Source organism: Nesterenkonia sp. AY15, from assembly GCF_022565855.1.
GTDB lineage: Bacteria > Actinomycetota > Actinomycetes > Actinomycetales > Micrococcaceae > Nesterenkonia.
In genome coordinates this window covers 149,593-174,569 of record NZ_JAJOYV010000005.1, presented here as the reverse complement: position 1 = coordinate 174,569, position 24,977 = coordinate 149,593, and the positions used below count along the sequence as shown (strand labels likewise).

Here is a 24,977-nt window from a genome sequence, read left to right as displayed (position 1 = left end):
TGGAAATACTCCAATAGAAACTACATCGTCGACAACTGCTGGTCAATGCTCTGCACCAGACCCGTTATCCCTATGGAATACGACTTCGGCACCGACTGTCCTGTACGGCCTCCTCCCGATGCGGGGTCCCGCCAACCGTCGTCGGCGCTTGCTTCGGTCAACTGAGGCTCTGTTCCGCGCCGATGGGCGGAGATTCCGCGTCACCGATGCCGTGGTCATCGACGACATTCCCTGATCAGCCCGCGCGTGGGCGAGGTGCTTACAGGGTGGACGGTCTGTCTCGCCGAGCTCCGTCCAGTCACGGTGTCAGGGCAAGGTTGAGGACAAAGAGGAGCGGCGAGCATCTCCGGACCCGGTCAGCAGATGACCGAGGCGACGGACGCCGGCGACCATCTCCTCCTGCTGCACGCTGGCGTAGCTGAACCGGGCGTAGTGCGCGGCCTGGGTCATGGGGAAGAACGTCCCGCCTGGGACGTAGGCGACCCTGGCCTGAGGCAGCGAGTATTCGGCCATGAACCGTGCTGAGTCGAAGTCTTCTGGGAAGGTGACCCAGGTGAACAGACCGCCTTGGGGCCGGGTGTATTTCACGTCGGCGGGGAAGGTTTCAGCCATGGTGCTGAGCATCGCGTCGCGCTTGGCGCGATAGACCGGACGGACGGCCTCGAGGTGGGCGTCCAGGTCGAACTCGGTCAAGAACCGGGCCGTAGCCGTCATGTTCAGGGTGGACGATTGGGTGTCGGCGGCCAGTTTGAGCAGCTCGAGCTTCGTCAGGATTGTAGGGCTGGCCACGGCATAGCCCATGCGCACGCCCGGGGCGAGTGTCTTGGAGAAGCTGCCCAGGTGGATGACTCGACCCTCGGTGTCAAGGGATTTCAGGGTCGGGAGCTGCTCGCCTTCGAACCGGAGCTCGCGGTAGGGGGTGTCTTCTAGAACGATGATGTCGTGCTGGTCGGCCAACTCGAGCAGACGGTGGCGTCGCTCCAGGCTGAGTGTGACTCCGGTGGGATTCTGGAAGTCCGGAATCACGTAGATGAATTTCGCCCCCGGGGTGTTCGCCAACACCCATTCGAGCGAATCCGTATCCATGCCGTCCTTGTCCATGGTCACCGGGGCGTAGTCCGGCTCGTAGGGGGCGAAGGCGACGAGGGCGCCCAGGAACGTGGGGTTCTCTGTGATGATCACGTCGCCGGAATTGATCAGCAGCTTGGCCACCAGGTCGAGACCCTGTTGAGCGCCCTGGAGCACCAAGACGTCTTCGGCGCTGCAGTCCACGCCGTCGCGGCCCATTCGATCTGCGATCCTCTCGCGCAGTTCGGGGATTCCGGCGGTGGCCGTGTATTGCAGAGCGGTGCGCCCCTGCTCGCGGAGAACGTGGTCGTAGACGCTGCGAAGCTGGTCGAGGGGGAACAGGGTGGGGTCCGGGTAGCCGCCCCCGAACGAGGTGATCGAAGGGTCATCGCCCAGCTGCAGCAATTGGCGGATGGCCGAGGGTCGGACTCGTCCGATTCGCTGCGCGAAGTGGTGTTCCATGTGTCCTTTCGAGGGCAGAGTCGAGGGTTGAAATCAATGAAAGGAAATGTGTGGTCTCGTTGAAGCGCTGCAGTCAGGCGGCGTTTGGTGATCGCCCTCGACCATGCGCCGCCGCAATGGTTGGCCGCGCAGATCTGCCCTAGGTCCGCCTCAGTGGGACCCGACGGTGGACTCTCTGACGACCAGGTGAGGTTGCACCAGGTGGAAATGTTCCTCGGGGGGATCGCCTTTGATGGCAGCGGAGAGCAGCCCGCCTGCCAGCGTCCCGATCGCCTTGAATCCAAGATCAATACTGGTCAGCGGTGTCTGCCCACCTTCGGCGATGGCTTTCCAATTGTCGAAGCTTGCGATTGCCACATCACCTGGGACGCGCAGGCCGGATTCTTGCACGGTGTCCGCGATGCCTCGGGATATCTGATCGCTGCCCCCAATGATGGCGTCGACTTCGATGCCGCTCTGCAGCAATGACTTGGTTGCCGCCCTGCCCCACGCCTCGCTCCAAGATCCAAATCGTGGTGGGCCCACCATTTCGAGGCCTTCCTTGGCCAGTTCATCGGAGATCCCCCGAGCGCGGTCTTGAGCTGCGGTGTAGGTGGGGTCCCCCGTGATGTGAGCGATTCGCCGCTTTCCCAAGGCTCGCAAGTGGTCTGTCACCAAAGCACCCGCATGGTAATTGTCGGCAACGACTGAGATGTCTCCCGTGTCAGCCGAGGGTGCGTACGCATAGACGACAGGCACCGTCACCTGATCGCTGATCGACGCCCTCTGGTCAGGTCGTGAGCCGACGACTATCAATCCGTCCACATTTCGACTCACGAGAGCTTTCAGATGGTGCTGTTCCCGAATCGCGTCGCCTCGCGCATCACATAGCAGCACGGACATCTTGCCGGCTCCGAAGGCGTCCTCGGCCCCCATGAGGATGGGGAGGCTGAAACGACCCTCCAGATCATCGGTGAGGAGTCCGACAGTCCCGCTGTGTCCAGAGAGTATGGCTTGGGCGAGTGCATTAGGAGTGAAGCCGAGCCGATCAGCGGCGGCCAGTACGCGCTGGCTGGTCGCAGCATTGACTTCACTGGTCCGACCGTTCATGGCCTTGGACGCCGTACTGAGAGATACCTCGGCCACAGCAGCCACGTCACGCAACGTGACCTTCTTTCGAAGGTTTTCTCTCTTAGCTTTCGACATGCTTCCTCATCCAGGTATTTTACCCCGGCTGTTCTCCGCGATTGAAGCACTTGGAGGGTCTTGTGTGTGATGCACCTCACTGTTACCGTGACAGAAACCGTTTTCGGTAAATTTCGAAATCCTGATCGAGTCGCGTCTCGGCGGTCGACAGGCTTGACAGAAGGAGGGGACATGCAGAGTCCACGAATCTCGAAATTGGGCGTCACAGGCACCTCGATGGCTGCGATCCTCGCACTGAGCGCCTGCACCGGCGGTGGGGAAGGCGGGGAAGGTGGGGAGCAGGGGGCCGAGGATCAGACCGTCACAGTCTGGCATTACTTCAGCGACGACAACCAGGTCGAGTTGATGGACCAATACAAGGAGAAATTCGAGTCGGAGAACGAAGGCGTCACTGTTGAGAACGTCTTCGTCCCCTATGACCAGATGAACTCCAACCTGCTCTCCGCCACCGGTGCAGGTGAGGGCCCAGATGTCGCCGTCTTCAATGGTGCCGACGCGTCGACGCTCGCTTTGGGCGGCGCGCTCACCCCCATGGACGAGTATTGGGAAAACTTTGAGGACTCTGACCAGTTCTCGGAAGCTGCGCTCCACGTCGTGGATGATGAGACCTATGCCGCCCAGGGTTACGTCAACCTGCTCGGGCTTTGGTACAACGCTGACATTCTCGCGGAACTTGGTATCGAGCCGCCCACCACGATGGAAGAGTTAGAGGACGCCCTCCAGCAGACGGTGGATGCCGGAAATGGAGGCATTACGCTTTCCGGCCTCCCCAACTCCCAGGGCGAATGGCAGGCATACCCGATACTCTCCGAAGCCGGCTTCAGCTACGAATCGCCGGAAGAGGATGCCCTGGCTGAAGGTCTCGGACGTGTTCGGCAATGGGTCGAAGACGGATGGCTCTCCCAGGAGGCGGTGAACTGGGACCAGACTGTTCCGTTCCAAGAGTTCGCAGCAGGGAATTACACCTTCGCATTGAACGGCAACTGGCAACAGGGGACCGCGGAATCCGAGGCCGACTTTGAGTACGGAGTCGTCCCATTCCCCGTAGGTGAACAGGGCGGGGTCTACCTGGGCGGTGAGGGGCAGGGTATAGGTACGAACAGCGAGAACCCTGACCTGGCTTGGGACTACCTGGAGAGCACCTACTACGACCAGGAAGCTCAGCTTCTTGCACCAGAACTCGTGGGCTCGCTGCCTTCGCGCGCCGATGCCGCACAAGACGATGTCGTCGCGATGAATGAGCTGCTGGAGCCTTTCAGCGAGTCCATCGAAACGAGCGGAACGCGTTACCCCGTGGAGGCAGTGCCAGCGGAGTCGGTGGCGGATGTCCAAGTCACCATGGGGCAGGCATGGAGCGCCACCATCGGCAACCAGGCCAGCCCTGAGGATGCCGCCGCCGATGCCATCGCCGATCTCGAAGGCCTGCTGGACCAATGACCACTGCTCTTCCAGCTCGCCGACTCCCCGCGTCTCCTGTCGGGAGACGCGGGGAGCAGGTGCTAACCCCACCGCGCAAGAGAAGACAGCTTCCTCGCCACTTCGGGTTTCTCATCCCCGCCGCCATCTTCATGGGAATCTTCGGACTATTCCCGCTGGTGCAGCTCCTGTGGATGAGCCTGCACGATGTGACATCTTCCACCCTGAACGCAGACGACTGGCTCTTTGTAGGGCTCGAGAACTACATCAAGGGATTCGTGGATGGCGATAGTGCAGTCTCGCTCTACCGAACTCTCGTCGTAGTCACGATCGTGACAGTAGGCGGGATGGGCCTGGGATTCGTGGCCGCCGTCGCACTGCGGACCCGGGGGCGCTGGTCAGGAATCCTTCTTGCGATCATGGTGTTCGTCTGGGCGTTGCCGCCCGTGGTCAACGGTTCGGTCTGGAAGTTTCTTCTCGCTGAACGAGGTTTGATCAACTCGATCATCACGGGTGTGGGCCTGCCCACCGTCCCATTCCTCTACGACCCCCAGTGGGCGCTATTCTCGGTCGCCTTCGTCGCAGCGTTCGCGGTCATCCCATTCAACGCGTTGGTGTTCCGGGCCGCCCTGATGAATATCTCTCCCGAGGTCTTCGAGGCGGCAGCCATCGATGGCGCGAGCAAATGGCAGGAGATCCGCTACGTGATGATGCCAGCCGTTCGGCCCACCAGCCTCGTACTTTTCGTGCTGACAGTGGTGTACGGCTTCCGCAGCTTCGACTTCATCTACGTGATGACCTTCGGTGGTCCAGGCACCTCGACTGGAACCCTTCCGTTCCTGGGGTACCTCCAAGCATTCAACCAGTATGACTACGGGCTCGGCGCCGCCACATCGTTCGTTGCAGTGCTCGGGGTTTTTGCACTCGCCGGCGCCTACGCATGGAGCATTCGCCGAGAGGAGGGCGAAGGATGACAGCCAAGGCCGGGCCAGTCACCACCCTCATCAAACTAGGGCTGACACTGATGTACGGGATCCCGCTGTTGTGGATCGTCCTCACGTCGATCAAAGATTCCTCAGAGGTCTTCGCCGCAGACAGCGCATTCCTCTTTGACCCCACACTGGATGCCTACAGCGATGCCCTCGATGGCGCCCTCTGGCAGGCTCTCCAACAGTCAGTCCTCATAGCCACAGGCACCACCGCGCTGGTCCTGCTCATCGCCGTGCCGGCAGCCTACGGGCTCGCACGAGTCAAACATTGGTCGGTCACTGTGGGACTCATCGCACTCATCATCTTGCAGATGATGCCCCAGACCGCACAGGTGATTCCGCTCTTTGACCTCTTCGGAAACTGGGGGCTTCTCGACCAACTAGTCGGCATCATCATTGCGGATACCGCCTTGCTTACTCCGTTCGCCACTCTGCTGCTGCGACCGTTCTTCCGGTCAGTGCCGATCTCTCTCGAAGAGTCAGGAGCGCTGGACGGGGCAGGTCAACTGCGAACTTTTTGGTCGATCGTCCTACCGATCGCCAGGAACGGGATGCTCACGGTCGCTTCAATCACATTCCTCCTGGCATGGGGAGAATTCCTCTACGCAGTCAGCTTCTTCCTCAGCCCAGGAAACTACCCCCTCTCGGCACTGCTCTCACAGCAGGTCTCTGCCTTCGGGATCAACTGGCCCGGCCTGATGGCACTCGCGGTGCTGACATCCATCCCGATCCTGATCGTCTTCACGGCCACATACCGGCTGTTGCGCGATGGGCTCACCGTGGGAGCGGTGAAGTAAGACCACGTTCGTCCTTGAACCTGCGCATCATTCGTCACTTCTAAGGAGATTTCCCTTGGCACAGACTCCACAGCCCAGACCCGACGGTGCAATCACCGGTCTGGTCCCGACACAGTCCCCAGTTCCAGTTGCCCCCTCACAGTCGCACTGGCAGCCGCTTCCGCTCACTGACATCGAGTTCGCCGGCGGGTTCTGGGGACATCGGCAGTCGCTCAACCACAACGTGACGCTGCCCCATATAGAGGAATGGATCGAACGCAGCGGGTGGGCGAAGAACTTCGACCACGCCGGCACGGGGGAGCTGCCCGGGAAGCGCCAGGGTCGTGAGTTCTCGGACTCTGAGATCTACAAGCTACTCGAGGGCATGGCATGGGAGATTGCACGGACCGGCGACCAGGACCTCGACCGACGGTTCAAGCAGCTCGCTACCAGAGTCGCCAAGGCACAGGAGTCCGACGGCTACATCAACACGAACTTTGGTCGACCGGGGCAGGCGCCTCGCTATTCTGACTTCGAGTGGGGTCACGAGCTCTACTGCTATGGGCACCTCATCCAGGCGGGTGTGGCACGAGCTCGAACCCACGGCGTCGATCAACTGGTGGAAATCGCCATCGGGGCCGCCGATCACATCTGTGCGGAGTTCGGCTCCGAGACCGACACTCGTCTCGGAGGTCACCCTGAGGTCGAGACGGCGCTCGTGGAGCTCTACCGGGTGACAAGCAACGCAGCGTACCTGCGTCAGGCGCAGCTCTTCGTGGCTCGGCGTGGCCAGGGGCACCTGGGAGAGATCGACTTCGGGCCCTCCTATTTCCAGGACGATATTCCTGTGCGGGAGGCTTCTGTGCTTCGGGGCCACGCAGTACGCGCCTTGTACCTCGGTTCGGGGGCTGTCGATGTCGCCGTCGAGACCGAAGACGAGAGTCTGCTCGAATCTGTGCAGACTCAGATGATCAATACCTTGTCCCGCCGCACCTACATCACCGGTGGAATGGGCGCTCACCACGAGGGCGAGTCATTCGGCCAGGACTATGAGCTGCCAGCCGACAGGGCCTATGCGGAGTCCTGCGCCGGAGTGGCCTCCGTCCAGTTGAATCATCGACTGTTGCTGAGCACGGGAGATGCGAGACATGGTGATGCCATCGAGCGGACCCTGTACAACATCATTGCCACGGCGGTGGGTGCCGACGGGCGTTCATTCTTCTACACCAACACTCTTCACCACCGTGAGGAGGGTGACGCGCCCGCGGCGGAGGAAGCGAGCCCACGAGCAGCATCCTCATCGCGTGCTCCCTGGTACCAGGTCTCATGCTGCCCGACGAACCTCACACGGACCCTTGCCTCGTTGGGGGCATACATGGCCACCAAGAGCGACCAGGGCGTGCAGATCCACCAGTACTTCTCCGGGGCGCTCACCACCGAGTTGAAGGGCGGTTCGAAGGTGTCACTCCAGCTGTCCACGGAGTACCCGAGGGATTCCCGCATTGAGATCCAGGTCCTCGAAGCCCCAGCGGGGGAGTGGACGTTGGATCTTCGTGTTCCGGAATGGGCCGACTCAGCCACTCTCTCGCATTCAGGCGCTGAGCCTGTCACCGTGGATCCGGGGTACGTGCGAGTCACCGGTTCACTTCGCCCAGGCTCGACGCTGATCCTTGATATCCCTGTTCAGGCGCGTTGGACGAGGGCTGACCCGCGCATCGATGCTGTCCGCGGACAGGTCGCCGTTGAGCAAGGGCCGCTGGTGATGGCCATGGAGTCTGTGGACCTGCGGTCTTCGGTCCCGGGTGCGGACATCTCGGGCGTGCGGGTCGACACCAGCGAACTTCCGGTCCAGGACGGCGCCGGGACTCGAGTGGCCACCTTGATCCACGAGAATCAAGACCTCGAATGGCCCTACTTCTCGCCAGACATGGGGACCACGGAGTCACGGGATTCTTCAACCGTGGAGAGGCCGCGTCATGACGTTGCACTGGTCGCCTATCACGAGTGGGCGAACCGGGGGCCCTCAACAATGCGCGTGTGGATCCCCGAAGCCTAGAGCTGATCAGTAAGGACAAGCGCATGAACGATGAGCGGATACGTCAAGAGCGCACCACCCTAGGCATCGAGTTTGGGTCCACCCGGATCAAGGCATGCCTGGTGGGTGAATCGGGTCAGACCCTGGCCACGGGTTCCAGCTCCTGGGAGAGTGAACTCCTTGACGGCGTCTGGACCTACTCCCTGGAGGCGGTGCGTGAGGGCCTGGCCGCGGCCTATGCTGACCTCGCCGCGCAGGTTGTGAAGGTCCACGGCATACATCTGCGTGTGGTGGGGGCGATCGGCGTCTCGGCGATGATGCACGGCTACCTGGCCCTGGACTCGGCCGGGGAGCTACTGACCCCGTTCAGGACCTGGCGCAACACCACCACGACGCAGGCAGCCGCTCGGCTCACCGAGGAATTGAGGCAGAACATCCCGCTGCGCTGGTCGGTGGCTCACCACTACCAGGCGATCCTCGACGCCGAGCCCCATGTGCCCAGGGTCCACACCCTGACCACCCTGGCCGGCTATGTCCACCATCTGCTCACCGGCACCCATGTTCTCGGGATCGGGGATGCCTCCGGGATGTTTCCCATCGATCCGGACACAGCGGATTACGACGCCGAAATGCTGGACCGGTTCGACCAGCTCACCGCGGGACCCGACAGCGGCAGGCCCCTGAGTCAGCTGTTGCCGCCGGTGGCGTCTGCGGGGATGCAGGCGGGCTTCCTCACCCCGGAAGGTGCCCAGCTGCTGGATGCCACCGGGGCCCTGGAGCCAGGGATCATGTTCTGCCCGCCCGAAGGTGACGCGGGCACCGGGATGGTCGCGTCCAACGCGGTGCGCGCCCGGACCGGCAACGTCAGCGTAGGCACCAGTATCTTCGCGATGCTCGTGCTCGAAGATTCGCTGCGAAGCACGCGAGGTGAGATTGACATCGTCGCAACCCCGGATGCCAAGCTGGTCGCGATGGTGCACTGCAACAACGGTGCCAGCGAGCTCGGCGCCTGGGCCGGGGTCTTCGGTGAATTCCTCACAAGACTTGGTTATACGCCTGATGCTGATGAGGTCTTCCAGGCGATGCTCAGTGGCGCGCTGGAGGCCGAGGCATCACAGAACGGGCTGCTGGCGTACAACCTGCTGGCCGCTGAGCCGATCATCGGCGTGACCCAGGGGCGCCCGATGATTGTGCGTACCCCGGGGACCCCGCTGAGCCTGGCCGGGTTCGCCCGGGCCCAGCTGCTGGGGGTCTTCGCCGCGCTCAGCGTTGGAATGGCTGTCCTGGCCGAGGAAGGCGTGACGGTCGACCGGTTCTTCGCACATGGGGGTCTGCTTCGCACCGGTGGAGTGGCCCAGCGGGCGTTGGCGGCGGCTCTGGGGACACCGGTGTCGGTGATGAAGGATGCTTCCGAGGGTGGCGCCTGGGGCATCGCGGTGCTGGCCAGGTATGCCCGGGCGGTGGCGACTGGAAGCGCAGCGTCACGTGGCCTCCCGGACTGGCTCGATGAGGAGGCCTTCGCGGGCTCAGAGGCAGAGACTGTGGAGCCCTCGGAGGTCGAGATCGCCGACTACGCGGAGTTCCTGGGCCGGTGGCTCACGGGTCTGCCGGTGGAACTCGCCGCGGGTGAAATCCTCGAGGAGCGAAAATGACCCTGCATCTGAACGTCTTCTCGGCCTCGGCCAAACCGGCCATCGCGACGGCGTATGAGACTGCATCCGGCCTGCATGCCGAGCTGTCCCGCAACGGTCTGGTGGCCTGGACCACAGGCTACGTCTCCCAGCGGGTGGAGCTCTCCGAGCAGGCCGCCGCCCACGCCGACGTCTAGCGGCACATGCGCCAGATTCGCGGCGTCGTCTGCGGAAGCCAGGGCATTGTTCACAAAGCCCCATTCGAGACAGATGACCTCATAACTAGAAGCGGGTTGGACGTCGGCAGGTGCTCTCCCACCGACACCTGCGCCTCGGTTTTCGACGGAGGCGCTCCGCACTTTGGTGCGGCTCGTCCACCCTTGCATGAGGGAGCTCGGCGGGTCACGATGGATCCAGAGTGCAGACTTCGATGCCGGTGCAGTGACTCTGGTCAGGTTGAACCAGTCGTGTCTAGGAGGACCGTATGCCTGAGTTCCATTCCAAAGTGACCATTGACCTACCGCGTGAGGAGGTGTTCACGTATATCGTGAACTCAGAGACTCAGGTGATCTGGCAGTCGGGACTGCAGGAGTTCGATGCTGACTGGAGTGATGAACCCACGGTGGGTGATCGCTCGAGAGGAACCGTCAAGGTTGCGGGTAAGAAGCTGCAGTGGGAGACGGAAGTCGTCGAAATCAAGCGACCAGAAACATTCGTTTTCCGGAGTGTCAAAGCACCTTTCCCGTTCCATATATCCTTCTCGCTTCTGCAGGTCGGCGACTCCACGGAGGTTCGTTACGACGGATCCACAGAGGCGATGGGCGGCTTCTTCGGCAAATTGGCCGATCCTCTGGTGGCGCACATGTATCAACGCGATATGAACAGCAACCTCGCCAACCTGAAAGCTATTCTCGAAGAGGGATGATCGCTGTCCCTGGATCGGCTTGGGTCGGTCTCGGTGCCGAGGTGCGCCAGAGATGTACCGGTGGCTCCCCGAGGGGCATCGGGTAGCACTCTTCATCCACCACTTCCACGACCGGAGCGACCCACACGGCGCTCCAGCCTCGTGAAACTTCTGGCTCCTGATGCCGAGGCTTCTGATCACCCGGAAATTTGAAATCCATGCTCGAAGGGCGCGAGGGATCGCTGCGGAAGGTTCTCAACTGCCGGGTGGAGAACGGCTACGCACGTCCGGCGCGATTTCCGCGGAGGGGGCCACGTGGTTCGCGGTTCTGAAGTCCTTGTCCACGACTTCGGTGAGGATTCTGGCGGCGGTCCTGACTCCGATTGAAGGGCATCCGGGTCAGTGGTGTTCGCGGATAGGGAGAAGTCAAGGCAGTGATCCAGAACGCTCGGACCAGGGCCTCGACTGCAGACATCGCGGTCCTCACCCGCCGGCCTTCGACTCGCTCGCCTACAGGAACCGAAACGTCGGGGGACTCTGCCTCACACCTTCAAACCGTGGCGCAACCCAAACGCCATCACAGTATGGATGAAGCTCCTTTGGAAACACGCCCTAGTCACGTGTCTCCTTGCGTCGTCCTGCCTCACGCTGCCACCACGCCCAGATACGCCTTATAAGAGGCACCCCGCCCGGAGATGAGGGGGCTCTCGACCTTAAACTCGATCGAACCGAAGGTACTGTTCCCAGTTCGGGCGGCAAGCAGGACGAGATCCTTGGCTCCGAGGGAGATCGTGGCGCTCCCGATGCGGTCGTCCGCCAGACGAAGTCCTTGTTGACTGCGCCATGCGCAATAAGACCCAGCATTGGAATGACTGATCAGCTGGCCCGGATCCGCCCCGCCCTGGTGCGCATGCAGCAGCGGATGCCAGTGTCGAGTACCCCACGAGAAGAGCAGGAGCTGTTCGACGAGACATGGCCGCATCCATTTAGCTCAAAAAGATGTTGCACCAAAAATGAGTCGCTTCAAGTCGATTCGTTAAACCTGAAAAACTCTTTTACCGCGCTCAATATAGGTTAACTCATCGCGAACAGTGCAAATTGGTACGAGGGGTCGACCTGGCGCTGTTCACCTCGGCCTGAGAGCGGCTGAGCGATTGTTTCTGGGAGTCGAACTTAGGGATGAGGACCTGATCGGCGAAATCCACGAGGACTGGCTGTCGGCAACAGAGACGTCGGTTGGTGGTCGTTGACCGCGAGCAGTCATCAGATGAACAATCAAAGCGTCATGCAGCACTTGTGAGACGGAGGCGTCATGAACAAGTTGCCGATCGTGTACGTTCGCGGTTTCGCTGGGGGTGATGCTGGGATCGATCGGGCGGTGGAGGACCCGTTCTACGGGTTCAATGATGGGTCGGTCCATATCCGAGTCGGATTGTCTGGGAAACCGAGCTTCTATCAGTTCGAGAGCCCGTTGTTGCGACTCATGGGGGAGGGCCGATCCGATCATTCTCCAGGCGATGTTAGGGGCGGCGGTTACGAAGTCTTTGTTCGTGGAAGTCAAGAACAATATCTTAGAGATGCTGCGTCGGGATCCGTTGAGCCCGCATCGATCTGGGTGCACCGATTTTATGACACCTCTGCGCGCAGCCTGCCTAGCAGGGCTCTTGCGGGGGGCGATGAAGACGACATCGATGGCTCTGAGGCCTACCGGGAGTTTGACCTCGAGTCGGCCGCGGAGTCTCTGCGTGAGTTCGTCATGTTGATCAAGGACCGCACCGGGGCACCCCGAGTGCATCTGGTGGCCCACTCAATGGGCGGATTGATCTGCCGCTGTCTCATCCAAAAGGTGCTGCCAGACCGGGGCGAACATGCGCTGCAGCACGTGGACCGATTCTTCACCTACGGAACGCCACATGGTGGCATTCATTTCAGTGTGGGTTTTGGGCTCCTCGAGAAGATGCGGGACACGCTGAACATCCAGGGCGGCAACATCTTCGGTCGTCGAGAGATGTACGCCTATCTCACTCCGGAGGCCGAGCGTGGCGACAGGCCGCCACCAGATTGGAAAGCCAATCGGATTCCCCCGCAATCGTTTCCGGGAGACCGGGTGTTCTGCCTGGTCGGTACCAACCCCAGCGACTATGACGTGGCGCTGGGCCTGTCGGCCAAGGCCGTTGGACCCAAGAGCGACGGGTTGGTGCAGATCGAATCCGCTTACATCTCCGATGCCAACTTCGCCTTCGTACATCGCAGCCACTCGGGTCGGTACGGAATGGTCAACTCCGAGGAGGGTTATCAGAATCTCAAGCGATTCCTCTTCGGGGACCTACAGGTCACCGCTGACTTAGTTCACTATCGATTGCCGGGGGAGCCGAACAAGAACGTGACGTGGCAGGCGGAGACCCGGCTCTCGGTGCGGGGACTACCGATTGTCATGCACGAGCAGCTGGCGGCGCACCACTGCCCCATTCAGCTTGAGTGGCCCAAGGACACCGACACCGCCGATCGTCCCACACCCTTGGTCACGACCTTTCTGTCCTCCCAAGAAGGCAGGCCCGACAACGCGACGAAGATGCGGTACGTCCTCCACCTGCGGGTGCTCTCGCTGCAGGAGAACAATGGCCTCTTCAGCTTCGGAGACCACCTCGAGCAATCCGCCGATTTCGACGATATGTTGGTCGTCGACATAGAGGCACCCGATTCCCAGCGGAGTGTCCCTAGGGCGTGGGCAACCTGGGCATCCCAGATCAAGTCTCCCCTCCGCGGCTACGATCCACCCGAGGATGCCGCGCTGACGGATCAGGACGACACCGCAGGGCGCTGGGTCAGACATGTCCCGCTGCCTTCTCCTTCGGGGTCGTTCCTCGGCGAGTCCGCGGCCGTCCGCCTCACCGTGCAGGGCCGACGACCCGCCGACGACCCCAGTTACGCGCAGATCTGAAGACTCGCCCTCTTGGAGGGCAGCGTTGCAGCTGGCATATGAACGTGCCGCAGTCAGCGTCGATCAATTGCGATTCCCAACACCTCGCAGAGCGTCCAGCCAGGGATGGAGGGCTGATACCGACTCCGTGGGGAGCCGTAGATCGGTATCGAGGAAAGGTTCGTCGATTCACCTGGCAGGGCAGTCCTTGCATGGGTGGTGGGTCGGACCGATCCGCCATCACGAACGGTGATGATCGCGACTATGCTGTCCGGCACGATCTGTGTGTCTGGCTCACCGGTAACGTGCGGAAGGACGTGATCGAGCGGGCCTGCATCTCGAGCATCGGCAAAGACCTCCGCCGGAAGGGCCCGCTGAGCTGGATCCTGCTCCGCACCAGTGGGAGAACGAGTCCAGCGATGAGCGACCCAGCGCAGGAACTTCCGGGGGAAGACAAGGCACCGTCTGAGCAGTTGGCTCAGACGTCTGAGTCCAACCTGGGCGACAAGCACCGCGGAGTTCACCGACACGGCCCGGGAGCAGAAGATCTGCTGCCACCATCGCCGCTTGATCTGCAGGGACAGCTCGGGGTCCGCGTCCGCGGTGACGAACGCCGCGGTCTCCGGGATGGCCAGCGGCTTGTCGCGGTTCGCCGCATAGAGCTCATAGAAGTCTGGAAGCATGCTTTCGTCGCCGGCGAGTCCGGAGTAGGTCCCGCGCAGCTGCTCGGCGAACTTCGCGGGCTCGGGCAGGTCGTTGCTTCCCCATGGATACGAATCTCCCCAGTGGTGGAGCGACATCCCGACCCAGTCCACGACGTCGTCACCGGGATAGAAGGGGGCGTAAGGGTCATTCATCTGCGTGAGCTCGCCATCGGCGTCGGTGTCCAGCAGCTCGAACGCTTCCGTTCCGGGATCTGGGGCGTACTGACCGCCGACGAAGGGATATCCGCCGCCGTAGTTCGGGGCCCAGATCATCTCGGTGGCCGTGGTCTGCTCGCGCACGGCGGCGGCGACCTGCCGGAAGGCCTGCACATAGGCCTGGGGCTGCCATGCCCAGGGATACCAGGAGCCGTTCATCTCGTGGGCGAAGCGCAGCAGTACCGGGACCTCGGAGGCGTTGACTTCCCCCAGGAGATCCGTCAGCTCGGCGATTGACTCCTCGGTGACGGCGCCGAGTCCTTTGTGCGGTTCCAGGGTGAGCATGAGCACCCCGCCCATGCCGGCCACCTGTTCCGCGGCGCCGAGCACATTCCGTGCGTCGGTGGAGGAGAACGGCATGTCTATGAAGGACACGGCTGCACCGGGGGAGACCCCGGTGGTGGTCGCGAACTGCTCCAGCGCCTTCACGCCCCAGTCTGGGTTGAGTCCGATGGTGGGACGGTCCATGGGAAGGGCCTGAGTCGGACCGGCGAGACGCTGATGGGCGACCGGGGAATCCTCTGCGTCGGTCTCCGCCCCGGCAGGGACCGAGCATCCAAGCGTCAGCGGGCAGGCGGTGGCAGTGGCCAGCAGGGGAGACAGGCGGTCGGATCGCAGACGTGGACGCACGGGTCTCCTGCGCTCGGGTGGACAGACAGCTAGGGGGGCGTCAGCTAAACGCTGACGCCCCCCTAGTGGTGTGCCTGGCGGCACAAGTTGAATCAGCCCGCGGCGGGCAGCTTCAGCTGATCGCCGACGAAGATCAGGTTGGGATCCTGGACGGTATCGGTGTTGGCGTTCCAGATGTCGTTCCAGTCGAGACCAAGAGCATTGGCGATGCTGGACAGCGAATCGCCGGCCTGCACGGTGTAGGTCTCACCGGAGACCTGGACCTCGGCCTGCTGTGGTGCCTGCTCCACTGGAGCCTGCTCCACGGGTGCCTGCTCCACGGGTGCCTGCTCGACAGGTGCCTGCTCGACAGGTGCCTGCTCGACAGGTGCTGGCTCGGGAGCGGGAGCGGGTGCTGGCTCGGGAGCGGGAGCGGGTGCTGGTTCAGGTGCTGGTGCTGGCTCGGGAGCCGGCGCGGGGGCCTCCTGCTCAGGAGCGGACTGCTGAGGGGCCGACGCAACGGCAGGAGCGGAGGAGCCGCCGCCGCTGCTCGGGGTGCCGGAAAGGCCGAGCTGTGAGGTGCAGGAAGGCCATGCGCCCCAGCCCTGGATCTCCCAGAGAGCGTGGGCGCGGTTGATCTGCTCAGACTTGCTGGCATCGCTGGGGAGACCGGAGCCGCCCACTGCCTGCCAGGACTGCTGCGAGAACTGCAGGCCACCGTAGTAGCCGTTGCCGGTGTTGATCGACCAGTTGCCATTGGACTCGCACTCTGCGAGCTGGTCCCACTGGCCGGAGGCGCTTGCGGCAGGAGCCTGGGCGACGACGGCTGCGCCGGCGAGCGTGGCAGCAGCGAGTCCGCCGCCGAGAACCTTCTTGAAAGTCTGCTTGGTCTGCATGAGAGTTTGAATCCCGAAGTCCCTGCACTCGTGACCCTCCCGGGCCGTCCTCGTGTCACCGTCCGCCTTCATTTTGTGTGGCGGTCAAATTTCACCCGAACCGGCATGGACGGTGGTGGGTAGCCGGTTCCGGTGCTTCTGGATGCTGTGTGCGGGGCCTGGGAACGGAGGCCCAGTCGTTACAGCGGCATCACAGAAGATGTCCGTTAACCAGTAAAAGGTCTCGGTTTGATTGCGTCAACCGGGGTTTCAGCGCCGTCGCGCACCCAAAAACCCCGGAATCACGGCGTTGACACAGCGTTACCCTCTCGTTATCAATGTTCCTGTGAATAACATGTGAGTACCAGATTCTGGTGGAGCCGCCGTCGCATCGCCGTGATGTCGCTCCGGGGCCCCGCTTCCACATTGTGGGAATTTTGAGGCCGGAACCGGCATCGAGTCAGATCTGGTGCAAGAATCAGATGATGGACGGTGTGGATCGCGCAATTATTTCCGCGCTGCGTGAAGATGGACGAATCTCTAACGCGGCGTTGGCCCAGAAGGTCGGACTCACCGCGGGACCTTGTCTGCGCCGAGTCCAGCGGCTCGAGGCTGAAGGCGTCATCCTCGGGTACACCGCAGACATCAACCCCGCATCGCTGGGACAGTCCTTCGAGGTGGGTCTGGACATCGAGCTCAAATGGGGAGACCGGGAGACCGTCGAACGCTTCGAGGACACGATGGCTGGTTACGAGGAGGTCCTCGAGCTGCTTCGACTCTTCGGCTCACCGGATTACTTCGCCCGCGTCGCGGTGGCTGACCTGCATGCCTATGAGCGGTTCCTGACCAAGAAGGTGCTGACCATCCCCGGGGTGCAGGGCACGGACTCCGCCTTCCCGATGAAGATCATCAAGAGCCAGCGCCCGCATCTGGACACCGGGAAGTCCTTCGACGAGTGAGTCGCGCATGAGCGCGGCGCCCGCGTCTCCTCCGGGGCGTCATCCACAGCTGCTGATGATCGTCACCGTGCTGATCGTGGCGGCCAATCTGCGTCCCGCGATCACCGCGGTAGGTCCGCTCATCGAGCGGATCGGCGAGGACACCGGGCTCGGTCCGGCCGCACTGGGGCTCCTCGGCGCCATTCCAGCCCTCGGCTTCGGCGTCGTCGCACTCTTCGTCGCTGCGCTCGGGCGCCGATGGGGCTTGGAGCGGACCATCTTCGTCTCGCTGCTGCTGCTCGGACTCGGCACGCTGCTGCGGTCCCTTCCGCTGGGAGCCTTCTCGCTCTTCGCCGGCACGGTGATCCTCAGTGCCGCCATCGGGGTGGGCAACGTCCTGGTTCCCGCGGTGGTCAAACGCGACTTCCCGGCCCGGGTCCCGGTCATGACCGGGCTCTACACCGCGGTGCTGGTCGGCTGCGCGGCGGTGGCCTCAGGCACGGCGGTGCCCTTGGCGGCGGCCAAGGGGTGGGAGTTCACTCTCGGCGTCACGGCAGTCTTCGCCCTGGTCTCCGCCGCCCTGTGGGGGGTCCGGTTCAAAGACCCGCGTGCCGGCCGCGCCGAGTCAGCCCCCACGCCGGCCGGGGCAGACCTCGCAGCCTCAGAGGTATCGGCCTCAGAGGCATCAGCGCCGGAGGTGCCGGCGCTGGGGGCTGCGCCCGCGCCGGGGTCTGCGGGTGGAACGATGTGGCACTCCGCGGTGGCGTGGCAGGTCACCGCCTACTTCGCCCTGCAGTCGGGGATCTTCTACCTGATGCTGACCTGGTTCCCTGCCATCCAGACCTCCCACGGCGTCACCGAGGCGGCCGCCGGCTTCTGGCTGGGGGCCTATCAGGCCATCGGGATCGTCGCGAGCCTGGTGGTGGGCCCGATCATGCAGCGCGCACAGGACCAGCGCGCGGTCGTCGTGGCCCTGGCGGGCATCATGCTCGTCGGAGTGCTCGGGATCCTGTTCCTGCCTGAGGCGATGCCGGCCTGGGCGCTGATCGTAGGCTTCGCCTCCGGCGGGAACCTCCTTGCGGGGCTCACGTTGATCAGCATGCGCGCCCGCACCTCGGGGGAAGCAAGCCGCCTCTCCGGCATGGCCCAGGGCGTGGGGTATCTGCTCGCCGCCGTGGGTCCGCTGCTCGCCGGCACGCTGTTCGAGCTCACCGGCTCCTGGTCCCCGGTGCTGTGGATCATCGTGGCCGCCATCGTCGTGATGGCGGTGGTGGGACTCTTCGCCGGGCGCAGGGTGGACGTGCTCTGACGCTGACCTCGACTTGGGCGCGCAGACCTCAGTCCGAGCGGGTCTCACGGCTGCGGTTCACGTGGCTGCGGGCGTGTTCAACCGCGGGCCCCAGCTCGGCGAACAGGTGCTTGTGGTGCCGCAGGGACTCGAGGACCCCGACCCGAGTGACCAGGGCCAGGTGTCGCTCCTGGATCCCCTTCACCAGCACAGTGATGCCACGCCGCTCCAGCGCCGTGATCATCTCGGACACCACACGGGCTCCGGTGGCGTCCAGAACCTGAAGCTGAGACATCCGGATGATCACCACATCGACGTTCTGGATCTCGGTGACCTTCTCCAGGACGCGTTCAGCGGCGCCGAAGAACAGCGCCCCGTCGAGGCGGAAGACCGCGATATGTGCATCCCCGGAGTGCGCCGGCCCAGGAATCACCTCGCGATGCACTCCGCTGGTGGCGACCATGGAGCGCAGCGCGAAGAAGGCAGCGATGACGACGCCGATCTGTACGGCCTCGATCAGGTCCAGCGACACGGTGATCACCGCGGTGACGAGAAAGACCAGGGTGTCCGCCCGGGTGGAGCCCACGATCGCGCGGACGGTGGCCGTGGAGACCATCCGCACCGCGGTGACCATCAGTACCCCGGCCAGGGCGGCCAGCGGGATCTGTGAGACCGGGCCGGTGGCGAGATAGACGACGCCGAGCAGCACCGCCGCGTGGATGATCGCGGCCAGCCTGGTGCGGGCGCCGGAGCGGATGTTCACCGCCGTCCGGGCGATCGCCCCGGTGGCAGGCATGCCGCCGAAGAAGCCCGACGCCACCGAGGCCAGACCCTGGCCGACCAGCTCGCGGTCGGCGTCGTAGGGGCCGGTGTCGGAGATGGAGGTCGCCACCCGAGCCGAGAGCAGCGACTCGATCGCCGCGAGAGCTGCGATGGTGGCTGCCGGGGCGGCCAGCGCCATGAGGGTGGCGCCGTCAAAGGCTGGCAGCACCGGAGCGGGGAGGGAGTCGGGCAGGGCCCCGATCCGGGCCGTGGGCAGGTCCAGCATGGTGGCCAGGACGGTGGCGGCGATGATCGCCAGGATCGAACCGGGCATCTGCGGGTGGATGCGAGGGGCGCCGATCATGATCACCGCGACCAGCACGACGAGCCCCACGGGTGCTGCGATCTCCTGCCAGGGCACGGTGGCCAGGCTCTGCGCGGCGGACACCGCGGCGTTGGCGCTGGGACCAGCGAGCACGCCGAAGGCGGCGGGCACCTGTTGCAGGAAGATGATGACTGCGATGCCGAGGGTGAAGCCCTCGATCACCGGCCAGGGCAGGAAGGAGACCACCCGGCCCAGCTTCAGCGCCCCGGCCGCGATCACCATCAGCCCGGCCAGGACGGTGACCACGGCCAGGGCGACGACGCCCTGGGAGGCGATCACCGGGCCCAGGACGACCACCATGGCTCCCGTGGGGCCCGAGACCTGCACGTTGGATCCGCCGAACACCGCGGCGACGAATCCGGCCACCACTGCGGTGATCAGGCCGCTCGCCGCCCCGGCGCCGGAGCTGACCCCGAAGGCCAGCGCGAGCGGCAGGGCGACGATGCCCACGGTGACCCCGGCGACGAGATCCCCCTTCCAGGTGCGGGGGACTTCCGTGTAGTCGCCGCGCCTGGGCAACAGCGCCCTGATGGACGCCACGGCCTTCATCGGGTTCCGCTGCTGGTGGCGGAGGCCACGGATGAATCTGTGACAGTCGCCGGTGACGCTGTGGCGGCTGCTGATGGTTCCGCGGACAGCGCGCTGGCCAGGTCCCGCTCGGTGGTGCGAAGAATCTCCTGGAGGAGCTCCTTCGCCACGGCGAGCAGCTCCGCCACCTGGGGGTGTGCCAGCGAGTAGAACATCTGCAGGCCGCGCCGCTGGGAGACCACCAGATCGTAGCGCCGCAGCACCGCCAGGTGCTGGGACAGGTGTGAGGCCTCCAGTGTGGTCTCGGCGAGCAGCTCGGTCACCGAGACCTCTGCCTGCACGGAGAGCAGCTCCAGCACCCGGATGCGCACGGGATGGGAGAGCCCCTTGAAGAGGTTCGCCTTGACCTTGTTCAGCGGGCCCCGTCCATTGACATGATCGTCCACGATCGTCTCCTTGCAGCGGCCAGATAGTTTACTGAATTATAAATCCATCATATAGCGCTGGGGTGACGAGAGGGAACGGCCGGTCTCCCTTGACTCGAGACGGCCCGACTCGCAGTCTGGCCTGGAACCCAACTCCCTCGACTCCGACACTGCCTCGGACACAGACACGGAGCGGACCATGGCCAAGCTGATCTATTCGATGATCACCTCACTCGACGGCTACGCCGAGGCCGCAGAGGGGGATCTGGGCACCGGAGCGGAGAGCCCGGAGGTGCACACCTTCATCGGGGACCTCTTCCGCCCGGTGCGCACGTTCCTCTACGGCCGCCGGGTCTACGAGACGATGCTCTTCTGGGAGACCGCCCACACGTTGCCCGACATCCCGCCGCACATCCGCCAGTACGCCCTCGACTGGCAGGCGGCCGAGAAGATCGTGTATTCGACCACGCTCGAGTCGGTCTCCAGTGCGAAGACCCGACTCGAGCGCAGCTTCGACCCCGAGGCGGTGCGCCGGCTCAAGGCCGAGTCAGATCACGACCTCAGCGTGGACGGCCCGAACCTCGCCGCCCAGGCGATCAAGGCGGGCCTGGTCGATGAGTACCACCTGTTCATCACCTCCAGCGTGGTGGGCGGAGGCAAGCGGTTCTTCCCCGACGGCATCCGCCTGGACCTGGAGCTGGTGGAGCAGCGCAGCTTCGACGTCGGGCTCATCTACGCCCGCTACCGGACCCGCTGACCTGCCCCGCTGCCGGACCTGCTGACCTGCCCCGCGGACCCGGTCAGCTCCAGGGGATCAGGCCGAGCACCAGGGCGAGCACCAGGGCGACCACCGAGAAGATCCACATCGGCACGAAGGAGTAACGGATGTGCTTGCCGATGTCGCAGCCTGCCAGCCCGAGCGCCAGCCACAGCGCGGCAGAGAACGGGCTGATGAAGGTGCCGATGATGTTGCCCACCAGCACCGCATAGACCACTGCGATGGTGCTCACGCCGGCCTGGGTGGAGACGCCCTCCACCACCGGCAGCAGTGCGAAGTAGTGGGCGTCGGTGCTGAGCAGCAGCTCCAGCGGCAGGCCGAAGACTCCGACGATCAGATGCAGGTAGGGGACCAGGGCGGCGGGAAGGATCGCGACGGCGTCGGTGGCGAGGGATTCCAACATGCCCGACTCCTCGAGGATGCCCAGGAAGCAGCCGGCGGCGAGCACGATCGCGCCGGTGGTGACGGCGGCCCCGCCGTTGACCTTCAGCGCCTCCATCTGGTCGCTGACCTTGGGGTGGTTGATCACCAGGGCGGCGCTGAGGCCGAGCATGAAGGCCAGCGGGGCCGGCAGCAGGTCCGAGACCAGCAGGGCGAGCATGCCCAGGACCAGGACCGTGTTCACGATCATGCGCCACCGCGGGGTCGTCACGCCGGTCTCGTTCCCGCCCCAGAGGTCATCGGCCTCGCCGCTGTACTGATCGGCGGCCGTGCCGGCCGGTGGGGTGTTGCTCGTGCGGCCCGAGGTCGTGCCCCGAGGGGTTCCACCGGCGGTGCTGCTGGTGCTGGAGGTCGACGCGGAGACGAGCTCGCGCTCCTCGACCCGGTCCTCGCTCTGTCCACCGGAGCGGGTCTCGGCGTCAACCGGGGCTCCGCCGCGGGCGGCGATCCGGCGCTGCTCGCGCAGACCCAGCAGGACCGCGGTCACCACGAGCATCACCAGGCAGAGGATCTGCACCGGGATCAGGCCGCGCCAGAGTTCGATCGGATCCATGTCGACGACGGCGGCGGAACGCGCCACAGGTCCGCCCCAGGGGAGCATGTTCAGCACACCCATGCTCATCCCGGCCAGCAGCAGCAGCAGGTAGGGGCTCATGCCCAAGTGCCGGTAGAGCGGCAGCAGGGCCGGGATCACGATCAGGAAGGTCGAGGCGCCAGCACCGTCGAGGTGGCAGACCGCTGCAAGCAGGACCGTGCCCACGCAGATGGCGATCACGTTGCCGCGGGTCAGGCGCACGGTGAGCCGCACCAGCGGGTCGAAGAGCCCGGCCTGGTTCATGATGCCGAAGAACAAGATCGCGAAGATCAGCATCACCGCGACGTCGAGCACCGAACCGATGCCTTCGCCGAAGAAGTCACCGATCTCGGTGAAGGTGAAGCCGGCCAGGAGCGCGCCCGCAAAGGGGATCACGGTCAGTCCGACGATCGGGGCGATGCGCCCCATGATCAGCAGCGTCGTCATGGTGACGATCACTGCCAGGCCGATTAGGCTGAGCATGATTTTTCTCCTCGATGCGGGTGTGGGGATCGATCAGCGGCAGAGATGTGAGCCACGTGACAGCATGGAACGGATGTGATCGGGCCCACAGTTTTGTGCATGTCCACGCAATATTGGTCATATTGGTCTCATGGATCGGTGTTGCGCGGCACCATCAGCGCAACGATCAACACAGACCCGCAGCGCCAGGAGGGAGCAGTGCCCATGGAGTCATCGCCCGCGCCCGCTGCCACCCGTGAGGTCTCCCTGGCCCACCGGCTCTTCCGCTGGAACATCATGCTGCTCGTCGGCGCGGTGACCCTGGTCAGCCTGCTCTGGGGGATCAACCAGTACCTGGAGGTCCGCGCGCAGTACGAGGAGCGGGTGCTCACCATGGCCGAATCTGTGGCAGTCATGGCCACGGTTCAGGACGCGCTGCAGACCCAAGACCCCGCGGAGATCCTGGCGCCCTGGGCGGAGACGCTGCGGGTCGCCAGCGGGTATGAATACATCATGATCGCTGACGCCGACGGCATCCGGCAGTCCCACCCGGACCCTGAGGCGATCGGCGGACGCCCAGAGCTGGATCCCACCCCCGTGCTGGCCGGGCAGACCTGGACCGGTGTGGAGCACGGCCACGCCGGGCTCACCATGCGCGCCCGGGTGCCGATCACCAACGACGCCGAAGAGGTCATCGGCTTCGTCTCGGTGGGCGTGCTCGCCTCCGAGGTGCGGCTCGCCTCCATCCAGGAGCTCCCGCTGATCCTCGGGGCCGCGGCGCTCGCCGTCGGCATCGGCGCGGTCGGCGCCCGAATGCTCGCCCGACGGCTTCGCGCCGACACCCATGGCCTGGAGCCGCGTGAGATCACGGCGCTGCTCGACGGCCGGGAGGCGCTGCTGCATGCCATCGGCGAAGGTGTGATCGGCCTGGACCGCGACGGACGCGTGGTGCTGGCCAACACCCCGGCCCGCGAGCTGCTTCGCCTGCCCCCCGATCACCTCGGCCGCACCCCCGCGCAGCTGGGCCTCAGCGCCGAGGCCCAGGTGGTGCTGACCGGTCCGGAGCCGGGGGAGGACCTGCTGCTGAGCGTGGACGGGCTGATCCTGGTCTGCAACCGCAGGCCGGTGCGGGTGCGCGAGGACGACGGCGGCGTCGTCGTCACCCTGCGCGACCGCACCGAGCTCACCCGGCTCAGCGACCAGCTCGACGGCGCCCGCACCGTCACCGACGGGCTGCGCGCCCAGCGGCACGAATTCGCCAACAGGCTGCACACCGTCGCAGGGATGCTCGAGCTGGGCGGCGTGGACCAGGCCCAGGAATACCTCTCCGAGCTCTCCCTGGCCACCTCCGGCGCCGACGCGGAGATCGCCGCCCGGATCGAGGACATGACCGTGGCGGCGCTGGTGCTTGCCAAATCGGTCCAGGCCGCTGAACGCGGAGTGCAGTTCAGCCTCTCTGAGCTTTCCCAGCTGCCCTCGGATCAGCCCCAGGATCTGCGTGATGACCTGCTGCTGGTGATCGGCAACCTGATCGACAATGCCATGGACGCGGCCGGCGCGGACGCTCGTGCGGATGCTCGGGTGGAGCTGATGGTCCGGCGCCACGGCGGGGTCACCGACGGGCTCGTGGAGGTCAGGGTCATCGACTCAGGTCCCGGCCTGGCCCCTGAGATCGCCGAAGAGGTCTTCAGCATCGGACGTTCTACCAAGGACCCCTCCGGACGGCGCGGCCTGGGCCTGGCGCTGGTGCACCAGGCCTGCATGCGACGCGGCGGGTCGGTGACGGTGGAACACGAGGACGAGACCACCTTCTGCGCCTACCTGCCGGTGCGAGCGGAGGTGATCAGCGCATGAGCACCTCCACCGGCATGACCTCCGGCGGGCCTGGGTCAGCCGCCCCGATTCCGGTGCTGATCGTCGATGACGACGTGCGCGTGGCCCGGAACCACCGCGACCTGGTCGACTCGATGCCCGGGTTCACCGTGGTGGCCACCGCGCACACCGCCGCGGAAGCGCTGGAAGCGGTGCGTCGGCACCGGCCAGGCCTGGTGCTGCTTGACCTCTTCCTGCCCGATCGCACAGGGCTGACGGTGCTCGAGGAGCTCAGGAGCTCCGCATGGCTGCGCGAGGTGGGCGTCGTCGACGTCGTGCTGATCACTGCGCTGCGCGACGTCGAGCATGTGCGCACGGCCATGGCGCTGGGTGCGCTGCATTACCTGATCAAGCCCTTCCCGCTGCGCCAGCTGCGTGATCAGCTCGAACGATACGCCGCCGCGCGCAAGCGGATGGCGGCGATGTCCACCGTCACCCAGAACGACGTCGACGCGCTCTTCGGGATGACACGGCCCATGGCCTCACGGTCCATGGCCAAAGGCCTGACTCCCGCCACCGCCGAGCGGGTGGCGGAGGCGCTGCGCTCGCGAGACGGCGACGTCTCTGCCGTCGAGGTCTCCGAGATCACCGGGATCGCCCGGGTCACCGCCCGCCGGTACCTGGAGCATCTGTGCGCGGAAGGCCGGGCGGAGCTCGCCCTGCGCTACGGCCAGGCCGGGCGGCCGGAGCACCGCTATACGTGGGTGCCCTGAGGGTGTCGCTGCTCCGAGGTG

Annotated in this window: 20 protein-coding genes; 13 read left to right on the top strand and 7 right to left on the bottom strand. The window is 64.6% G+C overall.

Translation table 11 applies throughout. The features are described from left to right. Positions 1–306: 306 nt before the first annotated feature. Both LSI54_RS09475 and LSI54_RS09470 read right to left on the bottom strand, forming a co-directional pair. Positions 307–1,530 (bottom strand): aminotransferase-like domain-containing protein, encoded by a 1,224-nt coding sequence (locus LSI54_RS09475; RefSeq protein WP_241478232.1) that lies wholly within the window; start codon positions 1,528–1,530, stop codon positions 307–309. A gap of 150 nt (positions 1,531–1,680) precedes the next feature. Further along, positions 1,681–2,715: a LacI family DNA-binding transcriptional regulator gene (locus LSI54_RS09470; protein ID WP_241469561.1), complete on the bottom strand. Its 1,035-nt coding sequence runs from the start codon at positions 2,713–2,715 to the stop codon at positions 1,681–1,683. A 171-nt stretch (positions 2,716–2,886) separates the two neighbouring features. Here LSI54_RS09470 and LSI54_RS09465 point away from each other — a divergent pair, with 171 nt between their 5' ends. From LSI54_RS09465 to LSI54_RS09430, 8 genes are all read left to right on the top strand, one after another. Continuing rightward, positions 2,887–4,152 (top strand): sugar ABC transporter substrate-binding protein, encoded by a 1,266-nt coding sequence (locus LSI54_RS09465; protein WP_241469560.1) that lies wholly within the window; start codon positions 2,887–2,889, stop codon positions 4,150–4,152. Between the two features lie 173 nt (positions 4,153–4,325). Beyond that, positions 4,326–5,105 carry a carbohydrate ABC transporter permease gene (locus LSI54_RS09460; protein ID WP_241478231.1) on the top strand — a complete coding sequence of 260 codons (780 nt, stop codon included), beginning with the start codon at positions 4,326–4,328 and terminating at the stop codon, positions 5,103–5,105. Next, the gene (locus LSI54_RS09455) at positions 5,102–5,917 is read left to right on the top strand and encodes a carbohydrate ABC transporter permease (protein WP_241469558.1); all 816 of its coding nucleotides are present in this window, start codon (positions 5,102–5,104) and stop codon (positions 5,915–5,917) included. Before LSI54_RS09460 ends, LSI54_RS09455 begins: the two co-directional genes overlap by 4 nt. A gap of 55 nt (positions 5,918–5,972) precedes the next feature. Further along, positions 5,973–7,952, top strand: a complete 1,980-nt coding sequence (locus tag LSI54_RS09450) for a glycoside hydrolase family 127 protein (protein WP_241469557.1) — start codon at positions 5,973–5,975, stop codon at positions 7,950–7,952. Positions 7,953–7,975: 23 nt separating this feature from the next. Next, positions 7,976–9,583, top strand: coding sequence for an FGGY-family carbohydrate kinase (locus LSI54_RS09445; protein WP_241478230.1), 1,608 nt, complete (start codon positions 7,976–7,978; stop codon positions 9,581–9,583). Then, a complete protein-coding gene (locus LSI54_RS09440) occupies positions 9,580–9,759 on the top strand; it encodes a hypothetical protein (RefSeq protein ID WP_241469553.1) in 180 nt (59 codons plus the stop codon). The genes LSI54_RS09445 and LSI54_RS09440 overlap by 4 nt, the downstream gene beginning before the upstream one ends. A gap of 287 nt (positions 9,760–10,046) precedes the next feature. Then, positions 10,047–10,487, top strand: a complete 441-nt coding sequence (locus LSI54_RS09435; RefSeq protein WP_241469549.1) for an SRPBCC family protein — start codon at positions 10,047–10,049, stop codon at positions 10,485–10,487. Positions 10,488–11,778: 1,291 nt separating this feature from the next. Next, positions 11,779–13,407: an esterase/lipase family protein gene (locus tag LSI54_RS09430; RefSeq protein ID WP_241478229.1), complete on the top strand. Its 1,629-nt coding sequence runs from the start codon at positions 11,779–11,781 to the stop codon at positions 13,405–13,407. A 53-nt stretch (positions 13,408–13,460) separates the two neighbouring features. Here LSI54_RS09430 and LSI54_RS09425 read toward each other — a convergent pair whose 3' ends face one another. Together LSI54_RS09425 and LSI54_RS09420 are read right to left on the bottom strand one after the other, a co-directional pair. Beyond that, on the bottom strand, positions 13,461–14,936 hold the full coding sequence (locus LSI54_RS09425; RefSeq protein ID WP_241478228.1) for a glycoside hydrolase family 26 protein: 1,476 nt from the start codon (positions 14,934–14,936) through the stop codon (positions 13,461–13,463). Positions 14,937–15,028: 92 nt separating this feature from the next. Further along, the gene (locus LSI54_RS09420) at positions 15,029–15,811 is read right to left on the bottom strand and encodes a LysM peptidoglycan-binding domain-containing protein (RefSeq protein WP_241478227.1); all 783 of its coding nucleotides are present in this window, start codon (positions 15,809–15,811) and stop codon (positions 15,029–15,031) included. 464 nt (positions 15,812–16,275) lie between these two features. On the opposite strand from LSI54_RS09420, the gene LSI54_RS09415 reads away from it, so the two are divergent. Together LSI54_RS09415 and LSI54_RS09410 are read left to right on the top strand one after the other, a co-directional pair. Beyond that, positions 16,276–16,749 (top strand): Lrp/AsnC family transcriptional regulator, encoded by a 474-nt coding sequence (locus LSI54_RS09415; protein ID WP_241464613.1) that lies wholly within the window; start codon positions 16,276–16,278, stop codon positions 16,747–16,749. Between the two features lie 7 nt (positions 16,750–16,756). Continuing rightward, positions 16,757–18,037, top strand: a complete 1,281-nt coding sequence (locus LSI54_RS09410) for an MFS transporter (RefSeq protein WP_241464614.1) — start codon at positions 16,757–16,759, stop codon at positions 18,035–18,037. A gap of 28 nt (positions 18,038–18,065) precedes the next feature. Here the strand turns inward: LSI54_RS09410 and LSI54_RS09405 are convergent, their stop codons facing one another. Then, entirely contained in the window at positions 18,066–19,712 is a 1,647-nt protein-coding gene (locus LSI54_RS09405) for a SulP family inorganic anion transporter (protein ID WP_241478226.1), read from the bottom strand. Then, positions 19,709–20,137 carry an ArsR/SmtB family transcription factor gene (locus LSI54_RS09400; protein ID WP_241478225.1) on the bottom strand — a complete coding sequence of 143 codons (429 nt, stop codon included), beginning with the start codon at positions 20,135–20,137 and terminating at the stop codon, positions 19,709–19,711. Before LSI54_RS09400 ends, LSI54_RS09405 begins: the two co-directional genes overlap by 4 nt. A 178-nt stretch (positions 20,138–20,315) precedes the next feature. On the opposite strand from LSI54_RS09400, the gene LSI54_RS09395 reads away from it, so the two are divergent. After that, positions 20,316–20,873 carry a dihydrofolate reductase family protein gene (locus LSI54_RS09395; protein ID WP_241464617.1) on the top strand — a complete coding sequence of 186 codons (558 nt, stop codon included), beginning with the start codon at positions 20,316–20,318 and terminating at the stop codon, positions 20,871–20,873. Positions 20,874–20,916: 43 nt separating this feature from the next. Here LSI54_RS09395 and LSI54_RS09390 read toward each other — a convergent pair whose 3' ends face one another. After that, positions 20,917–22,392 carry a CitMHS family transporter gene (locus LSI54_RS09390; protein ID WP_241476191.1) on the bottom strand — a complete coding sequence of 492 codons (1,476 nt, stop codon included), beginning with the start codon at positions 22,390–22,392 and terminating at the stop codon, positions 20,917–20,919. Between the two features lie 204 nt (positions 22,393–22,596). On the opposite strand from LSI54_RS09390, the gene LSI54_RS09385 reads away from it, so the two are divergent. After that, a complete protein-coding gene (locus LSI54_RS09385) occupies positions 22,597–24,225 on the top strand; it encodes an ATP-binding protein (protein ID WP_241464619.1) in 1,629 nt (542 codons plus the stop codon). Continuing rightward, the gene (locus LSI54_RS09380; protein WP_241464620.1) at positions 24,222–24,956 is read left to right on the top strand and encodes a response regulator; all 735 of its coding nucleotides are present in this window, start codon (positions 24,222–24,224) and stop codon (positions 24,954–24,956) included. Before LSI54_RS09385 ends, LSI54_RS09380 begins: the two co-directional genes overlap by 4 nt. Positions 24,957–24,977 lie beyond the last annotated feature (21 nt).